Origin of the sequence: endosymbiont of Lamellibrachia barhami (assembly GCF_011947365.2) — a bacterium.
Classification (GTDB): Bacteria; Pseudomonadota; Gammaproteobacteria; order Chromatiales; family Chromatiaceae; genus QGON01.
This window is the reverse complement of record NZ_JAAVSH020000001.1, coordinates 1,585,482-1,586,323: the sequence shown is the minus strand read 5'-3', so window position 1 is coordinate 1,586,323 and position 842 is coordinate 1,585,482. Positions and strand designations below refer to the sequence as shown.

The 842-nt window shown below is 41.7% G+C and carries 2 protein-coding genes; both read right to left on the bottom strand.

Going from position 1 to position 842, the window contains the following annotated elements; translation table 11 throughout:
* Positions 1-93: 93 nt before the first annotated feature.
* On the bottom strand, positions 94-360 hold the full coding sequence (locus G9Q73_RS07110; RefSeq protein WP_177419171.1) for a Txe/YoeB family addiction module toxin: 267 nt from the start codon (positions 358-360) through the stop codon (positions 94-96).
* Positions 353-607, bottom strand: a complete 255-nt coding sequence (locus G9Q73_RS07105; RefSeq protein ID WP_177419170.1) for a type II toxin-antitoxin system Phd/YefM family antitoxin — start codon at positions 605-607, stop codon at positions 353-355. The genes G9Q73_RS07110 and G9Q73_RS07105 overlap by 8 nt, the downstream gene beginning before the upstream one ends.
* Positions 608-842: the final 235 nt, after the last annotated feature.

Below are 842 nucleotides of genomic sequence, written 5' to 3'. Positions count from 1 at the left end.
CCCTATAGAAATTTATCCAGTTGATCGGCAGGTATGGAATGACTGTAGCAGAAACCTTCGGCTTATTTTCTGTCCGTGTCAGTGGTCCTGAAATCATTTTTCATAGTGATAACGACAGGAAATAATCGTAAGTCGATTGTCGTCAATCACGTAAACCAAACGATTACTTTCATCGATACGACGAGACCAAAAACCGGATAAATTTTCTTTTAACGGCTCGGGCTTACCGATGCCTTCAAATGGGGTTCTCTGGGTATCAGAGATTAGCTTATTGATACGCCTCAGCGTTTTTTTATCCTGACCTTGCCAGTAAACGTAATCTCTCCATGCCTCTTTTGTCCATACCACTATTTCAATCATCAACTAGACCATGATTTTCAACTTTTCCTGAACGATATTGTGTGATCGACTTTGCTAGATGCATCGCATTGGCTGGACTCTTTAATAGATGTACCGTTTCCATTAGCCCGTTGAAGTGGTCTAGAGACATGACAACAGCATCTTCGGCATCCCTTCGTGAGATGACAGTGTAATCTGAATCTTCAACCACTTGATCTAAGACGCTTTTTAGCCTGTTCCTGGCGTCTGAAAAGTTAACAACCCTCATCGAATACTCCTGTATTTGTACGGTATATTGAACAAGTATAACTTGTCTGTTTAATTGCACAAGTACGGAATGCGTTCGTTTTTACTTTTGCACGAGATTTATTTCTAAATGACACCCTACCGCAGTGGCATTTTTACGAACTCAAGTTTCGGAGTTCAAGCAATCATGGTGCGCACAGCGCACCCTACGTTCGCCACATTCAGAGAGCAATACGTAACTGAACGAAGTACAACAT